Annotated in this window: 6 protein-coding genes; 3 read left to right on the plus strand and 3 right to left on the minus strand. The window is 71.7% G+C overall.

The features are described 5' to 3' along the window. Positions 1-642, plus strand: a 642-nt coding sequence (locus Q0195_RS08345) for a pyruvate kinase (RefSeq protein ID WP_299277009.1), incomplete at its 5' end; no start/stop codon positions are given. 151 nt (positions 643-793) lie between these two features. Here the strand turns inward: Q0195_RS08345 and Q0195_RS08350 are convergent. After that, a complete protein-coding gene (locus Q0195_RS08350) occupies positions 794-1,486 on the minus strand; it encodes a hypothetical protein (protein WP_299277012.1) in 693 nt (230 codons plus the stop codon). A gap of 90 nt (positions 1,487-1,576) precedes the next feature. Between Q0195_RS08350 and Q0195_RS08355 the strand changes: the two genes are divergently transcribed. Beyond that, entirely contained in the window at positions 1,577-2,722 is a 1,146-nt protein-coding gene (locus Q0195_RS08355) for a DUF1353 domain-containing protein (protein WP_299277015.1), read from the plus strand. Between the two features lie 128 nt (positions 2,723-2,850). On the opposite strand, the gene Q0195_RS08360 is transcribed toward Q0195_RS08355, so the two are convergent. Both Q0195_RS08360 and Q0195_RS08365 read right to left on the minus strand, forming a co-directional pair. Further along, the gene (locus Q0195_RS08360; protein WP_299277017.1) at positions 2,851-3,534 is read right to left on the minus strand and encodes a response regulator transcription factor; all 684 of its coding nucleotides are present in this window, start codon (positions 3,532-3,534) and stop codon (positions 2,851-2,853) included. Next, positions 3,518-4,753, minus strand: a complete 1,236-nt coding sequence (locus tag Q0195_RS08365; protein ID WP_299277019.1) for a histidine kinase — start codon at positions 4,751-4,753, stop codon at positions 3,518-3,520. The genes Q0195_RS08360 and Q0195_RS08365 overlap by 17 nt, the downstream gene beginning before the upstream one ends. 140 nt (positions 4,754-4,893) lie before the next feature. Between Q0195_RS08365 and Q0195_RS08370 the strand changes: the two genes are divergently transcribed. Further along, on the plus strand, positions 4,894-5,553 hold the full coding sequence (locus Q0195_RS08370; protein ID WP_299277022.1) for a phosphodiesterase: 660 nt from the start codon (positions 4,894-4,896) through the stop codon (positions 5,551-5,553). Positions 5,554-5,677 lie beyond the last annotated feature (124 nt).

Genomic DNA, 5,677 nt, shown 5'->3' on the forward strand with positions numbered 1-5,677 from the left:
GTCGAGCTCGCCCGCCGCAACGCCAAGCCGGTCATCGTCGCCACCCAGGTGCTCGACTCGATGATCGCCAACCCGCGCCCCACCCGGGCCGAGGTGTCCGACTGCGCCAACGCCATCCTCGACGGTGCCGACGCGGTCATGCTCTCCGGGGAGACCTCGGTGGGCCAGTATCCGATCGAGGCCGTGCGCACCATGGCCCGCATCGTCGAGAACACCGAGGAGGAGGGCGGCGAGCGCATCGCCCCGCTCGGCACCACCCCGCACACCCGCGGCGGCGTCATCACCCGGGCGGCCGCCGACATCGGCGAGCTGCTCGGCGTGAAGTACCTCGTGACCTTCACCCAGTCGGGTGACTCCGCCCGCCGGATGTCCCGGCTGCGCTCGAAGATCCCGCTCCTCGCCTTCACGCCGCTGACCTCGACGCGCAACGTCCTCGCTCTCACCTGGGGCGTGCAGACCTACGAGGTCCCGGAGGTGGCGCACACCGACGACATGGTGACCCAGGTGGACAAGGTCCTCGGCAGCTCCGGACTGGCCGAGGACGGCGACCGCGTCGTCATCGTCGCCGGCATGCCGCCCGGCCAGGTCGGCAGCACGAACTCGATCCGGGTGCACCGGGTCGGCGAGCTGCCTCCCCGCTGAGCGGTCACCCGACGCCACGACAGGCGCAGGCGGTAGGAACACCGCCGACGGCGGTCCGCCCGGCGAGCAGCTCGGGCGGACCGCCGCCTGCTCCCACCGCCAGGACGAGCCCCGGCGCGTGGGAGCGGCGTGGTGGCGAGCTGGAGTCGCGTCAGGCGTCCGGGGGCGGTGCGTCGATGGCACCGGCGATCCGGCGCTCGAAGGCGTCGGTGGTGGCTGTCGGGAGCACGACGAGCCCCTCGAGCTCGCGCAGTGCGCGCCGGTAGGACGCCTGGCGCTCGGCGTGGGAGGCGGCGCCGTCGTCGGCCAGGGCGAGGAACTTCTTCGCCCGCGCGAGTGCCTGCTGCTCGGCCGGGGAGAAGTCCGCCAACCGACGCCGGCGCGCCTCCTGCTCCGCGACGTCGAAGGCCGTCTCGTAGCGGCGCACCGCCTCGCGGTAGGACGCGAAGTAGGCCGGGTCCGCCAGTTCGGCAGGGTCGTCCGGGCGGAGTGCGTCGGCCTCCCGCTTCGCGCGGTGGAAGTCGACGGTGAGGGGCTCCCGCATGTCGGTGATGAGCGGGTAGTCGATGAGCTTGGCGACGTCGAGCTCGTAGGCCAGCCACCGCTTCGTCACGGCGTCGTGACGGACGAGGGTGCGGTCGATCTCGGCCTGCGCCGCAGCGGCCTCCTGGGCGGCGGCCGCCTGCGCCCCGTACTTGATGCGGGCGAGCTCGAGCCGGTCCCGGCGCCGGCGCTCGTCCCACTTCCGCACACCCTTGACGAAGCCGTTGACGGACCCGCCGAAGACCGCCCCGATCGGGAAGACGAGCCACCAGTACGTCCCGACGAACTCGAAGAACGTCACGCCCGGCAGTCTAGGGCTCCCCCGGTGCGAGCCGCCGCGTCGGTGGTCGCCCGTAGCCTCGGGGTACAGGCCAGGACCGGGGGAGGGGCCATGCCGTTCGTGCACGAATCCGAGGGTCGGTGGCGCACCGGCTCGACGATCGACCTGCGCCAGCTACCGCAGCGCGGCCGGATGACCGTGCGTTTCGAGCTGCTCGACGAGCTCGGGTACACCACCCGTCCGCCCGACGGCGGGGACGGCTCCGGCCCCAGCTGGTCGCGGTCCGCGGTGGAGCACGTGGTCCCGGTCGGGTTCGTCACCGACCTCACCTCGGTGCCGGAGCTGTTGTGGGGCGTCATCGCCAGCTACGGGCGCCAGACCCTGCCGGCCGCCCTCCACGACCACCTCTACGCCGCCGCGGCCCCGGCAGGCTCCCTGCCGCGTGCCCGACGGCTGCGGCGGGAGGCCGACGTGCTGTTCCGTGCCACCCTGCGGGAGAGCGGGGCCGGGCCGGTGCGCCAGTGGCTCATGTGGGCGGCGGTGCGCACCTTCGGCAGCCCGCTGGTGGTCGTGCCGCTCGTCGCGCTGGCCGTCGTGCTGCTGCTGGTCGGCGTCCTCGCCGTGGCCGGCCTCCTCACCGTCCCGCGCATCGCGTGGGCGGCTGGACTGGTGGCTGCCGCCGGCGTGGTTGCGGCGGTGGTGGTCACCGCGGTCGAGGAGGACACCGGCGGCGGCGTGGGGCTGCGCCCGACGGCGTTGCTCAGCCAGCTCGGCGCGTGTTGTGGTTGCGCTGGTGGCCACACCGCCCGTCGTCGTGGTCATGCTCGTGACCGCGGCGGTGCGTGCGGTGGTGGAGCTCGGGGAGCGGCCCGCCCCGGTCCTCGTCGACGGGCGGCCCGGCCCGGTCGTGTCCGCAACGGCGCGGATCACGTGGTCGCCGCTACTCGCACGGCTGCCGCAGGGCGAGGCTGCACGGCCGGTGGACTGACGGGCAGGCCGGTGACCCAGGGGTCACCGGCCTGCCTGCAACCTAGGAGAGCTCCGTGGTCACTTACGGCACCAGAGCCACCAGCCGACGACCTCACAGAACGAGAGGTCCGGTGTGATCTGGGAGCCTCCGCCCGGAGCGGCGACGACCGGGGTGGTCGACGCCGGCAGCTCCAGCTTCTGGGGAGCCGCAGCGGCGGGGGCCATGGAGAGCCCGACGACAGCGAGAGCAGCAGCGGTGGCGCGAACCAAGGTGCGCTTCATCGTTGACCTCATTCTGTTAGAAGGGGGGTGGGGGATAAGTGGAGGTAACGCTCATCGTCACCTGCATCCGACGGAGTTGGCATCCTCCAAAAGTTGGAAGTGCATCGTGCGGCGGGACGATTTCTTCCTGCGGGTCATCTGACGAGCCGGCGTTCGTAGGCGTGGACGACGATCTCCAGCCGGGAGCCGACCCCCATCTTTCGCATGATTGACGACACATGTGTCTTGACGGTGGTCTCCGCGACGAAGAGCTCCTCGGCGATTTGGCCGTTGGAGCGGCCGCGGCAGAGCAGCTCGAGCACCTCCTGCTCACGCGCGGAGAGCCCGATGTCACCGGCGTCGGTGGCGCTGGGCGTGCGGAGGAGGTAGTTGTCGATGAGGCGGTCGGTCGGGCCCGGCGAGACGACCCGGTTGCCGCTGTGGGCGCGTCGGATCGACTGGACCAGGTCCTGGGGGCTGGTGTTCTTCAGCAGGAAGCCGGCGGCTCCGGCGTCGAGGGCCTCGAGGAGGAACTCGTCCTCGTCGAAGGTCGTGAGCAGGACGATGCGCAGCTGCGGGAACTCCTTGCGCAGCTGCACCGTCGCCTCGATACCCGTCATCGTGGGCATCTGGATGTCCATGATGACGAGGTCGGGGTCGTGCCGGCGCACGAGGTCGCGCACCTGGCTGCCGTCCTCGGCGGTACCGACGACCTCGATGTCCTCGGCCGTCGCCACGTAGCTCTGGAGGGTGGTGAGCACCATCGGGTCGTCGTCGACCAGGAGCACCCGGATGGTCTGTCCGTCGGGGCGCTCGGCGTCCTCAGTGCTGTGCTGCACGCTCTACCTGTCCTTCACTCGCTGAGGTGATCGTCGGGATGGAGGTCTGGATGATCCATCGCCCATCATGATGGCGTACCACGAGGCTGCCGCCGACCGCTTCCACGCGTTCGCGTGCCCCGATGAGACCGACGCCGGAGCTCAGCGCCGGGTCCGCACTGCGGTCCACAGGGGCGTGGTTGATGAACAGGGCACGGGTCTCGGTGTCGTTCCGCTCGATCATCACCGTGCAGGGCGTGCCGGGTTGCGCGTACTTGGCCATGTTGGCGGTGCACTCCTGGATCACCCGCACGAGTGCGGTGCGGACCGAGAAGGGCATCGGCTGGTCGAGCTGGTCCTCGATGTGGACGAGCAGCTCGTTGCCGGCCCGCGCCAGCGTGGTCCGGGCGTCCTCCAACGCGCGCTCGACGGTCGGCGTCGCCGCGGCGATGACGGCCGGGATGCCATCGGTCCGTTCCGTGACGTCCACGTCCGCCGAACGCAGGATCTTGAGCACACCGCGCATGCTCACCACCGACTGCCTGCCCGTGGCGATGGCGTGGTCGATCTCCTCCAGCGCCTTGGGGTTGTCGATGCCCTGCAGCTTGGCGCGTTCCAGCGCCATGATCATGGCGGTGATGTCGTGGATCGAGGTGTCGTGCAGCTCCCGCGCGAGGTCGCGCCGCTGCCGCGCCAGCTGCTCGGCGGAGGCCGCGCGGATGCCCTCGACCGACCTGAGCAGGAAGCGGACGCCCTCGCCGATGAGGCACGGCAGGAGGAAGACGATGAGCCAGCTGACGAAGTCGGCGAGGGGGAACTCCGTCGCCTCCCACAGCGCGAGCGCGGCCACGATGACGACCATGTAGAGGTAGCCGAACTGGCGTGGGCGTGTCGCGATCAGGACGACGATCGTCAGGAACGGGACCGCGATCATCATCGACATCGGGTCTCGGCCGAGCCAGAACTCCGCGATGACCAGCGGCAGCGAGATCGCTCCGGCAGCAACGGGCCAGCGTCCGAGACCGTAGATCGTCGTCACCGCAGCGATGCGGACGAGCGCGTCGAGCGGTCGCAGGTTGAGGCCGAGGCTGAGGTACAGCTCCCACATGAGCAGGGCGGTCGCCAGTACGTAGAAGGCGATCCGGAACCCTAGGATCCACCGCGTCTGGGTTCCCGGCTCACGGGTCAGCCGGACGACAGCCTGAGCCGTCGCCTCACGCACCCGATGCAGGACCTCCACACCATGAATGGTTCCACAGCACGGCCGGAAATGGCTGACGAACCGCGGGTTGTCGGGCGGTCCGACGTGCGTCAGGGCCCCGTCGGCCCGATGCTGTCCCGATGGGCACCGGTGGGAGGTTGCGCAGCACGTTGCCGGCGATGGCCGGACGTGTCGTGGCAGCCGCCGGAGGGTGGGCGCTCGGCGTGGCCTTCGGGGCGGCCGGCAGGCTGCGGCGGGGCAAGCCGCTCCACCCACGCGGCGTCGTGCACCCGGCCACCTTCGTCGGCGGTGCCGGCGCGCGACCGCGGGCGGTGCCCCTGCTCGACGAGCGTCACGAGACCCCCTGTGTCGTGCGCGTCTCCCGCGCCGCGGGGCTGCCCGCACCGCTGCCCGACATCCACGGCCTGGCCCTGCGCCTCGACCTGCCGCAGGGGCAGGTCGACCTCCTGTTCGCCACCACCGGCACCGGCCGGGTCACCCGCTACGTCCTGCGGCCCCGCCGCAGCGCCCGGCACCCCATGACGACGCTCATGCCCCTGCGCACCCCGCAGGGCGCGCTGCAGCTGGGGCTCGCCCCGGTCCGTCCCGGGGAGTGGCAGGTGACCGCGGCCACGCCCCGGGACCGCAGGTGGATGCCGGTCGGTCGGCTCGTCGCAGGGAGCGGGCCGGTCGGTCCCGACCCGGACCCGCCCATCCGCTTCGACCCGGTCCGCAACGTCCCACCCGGCACGGCCACCTACCGCTGGGTCCGGCTGGTGCGGGACCCGGCATACGTCATGGCGCGGCGGTGGTCTCCCGCCCGGGTGTGGCGTACCTGACTGATGACGTCGGTCACTGCCCAGCCCGCTGCCGGGCCTCGCCGGCCCGTCCCGCGCCGGCCGCGGAACGGGCGGAAACGGGCAGAAACGGTGCCCCGAGTGGGATTCGAACCCACACTGGATC

Source organism: uncultured Georgenia sp., from assembly GCF_937958535.1.
Lineage (GTDB): Bacteria > Actinomycetota > Actinomycetes > Actinomycetales > Actinomycetaceae > Oceanitalea.

Bases quoted from the DNA above. Each gene is read 5' to 3' on its own strand.
- Q0195_RS08370 (WP_299277022.1), top strand. From the start codon at position 4,894: ATGGCCGGACGTGTCGTGGCAGCCGCCGGAGGGTGGGCGCTCGGCGTG.
- Q0195_RS08355 (WP_299277015.1), top strand. From the start codon at position 1,577: ATGCCGTTCGTGCACGAATCCGAGGGTCGGTGGCGCACCGGCTCGACG.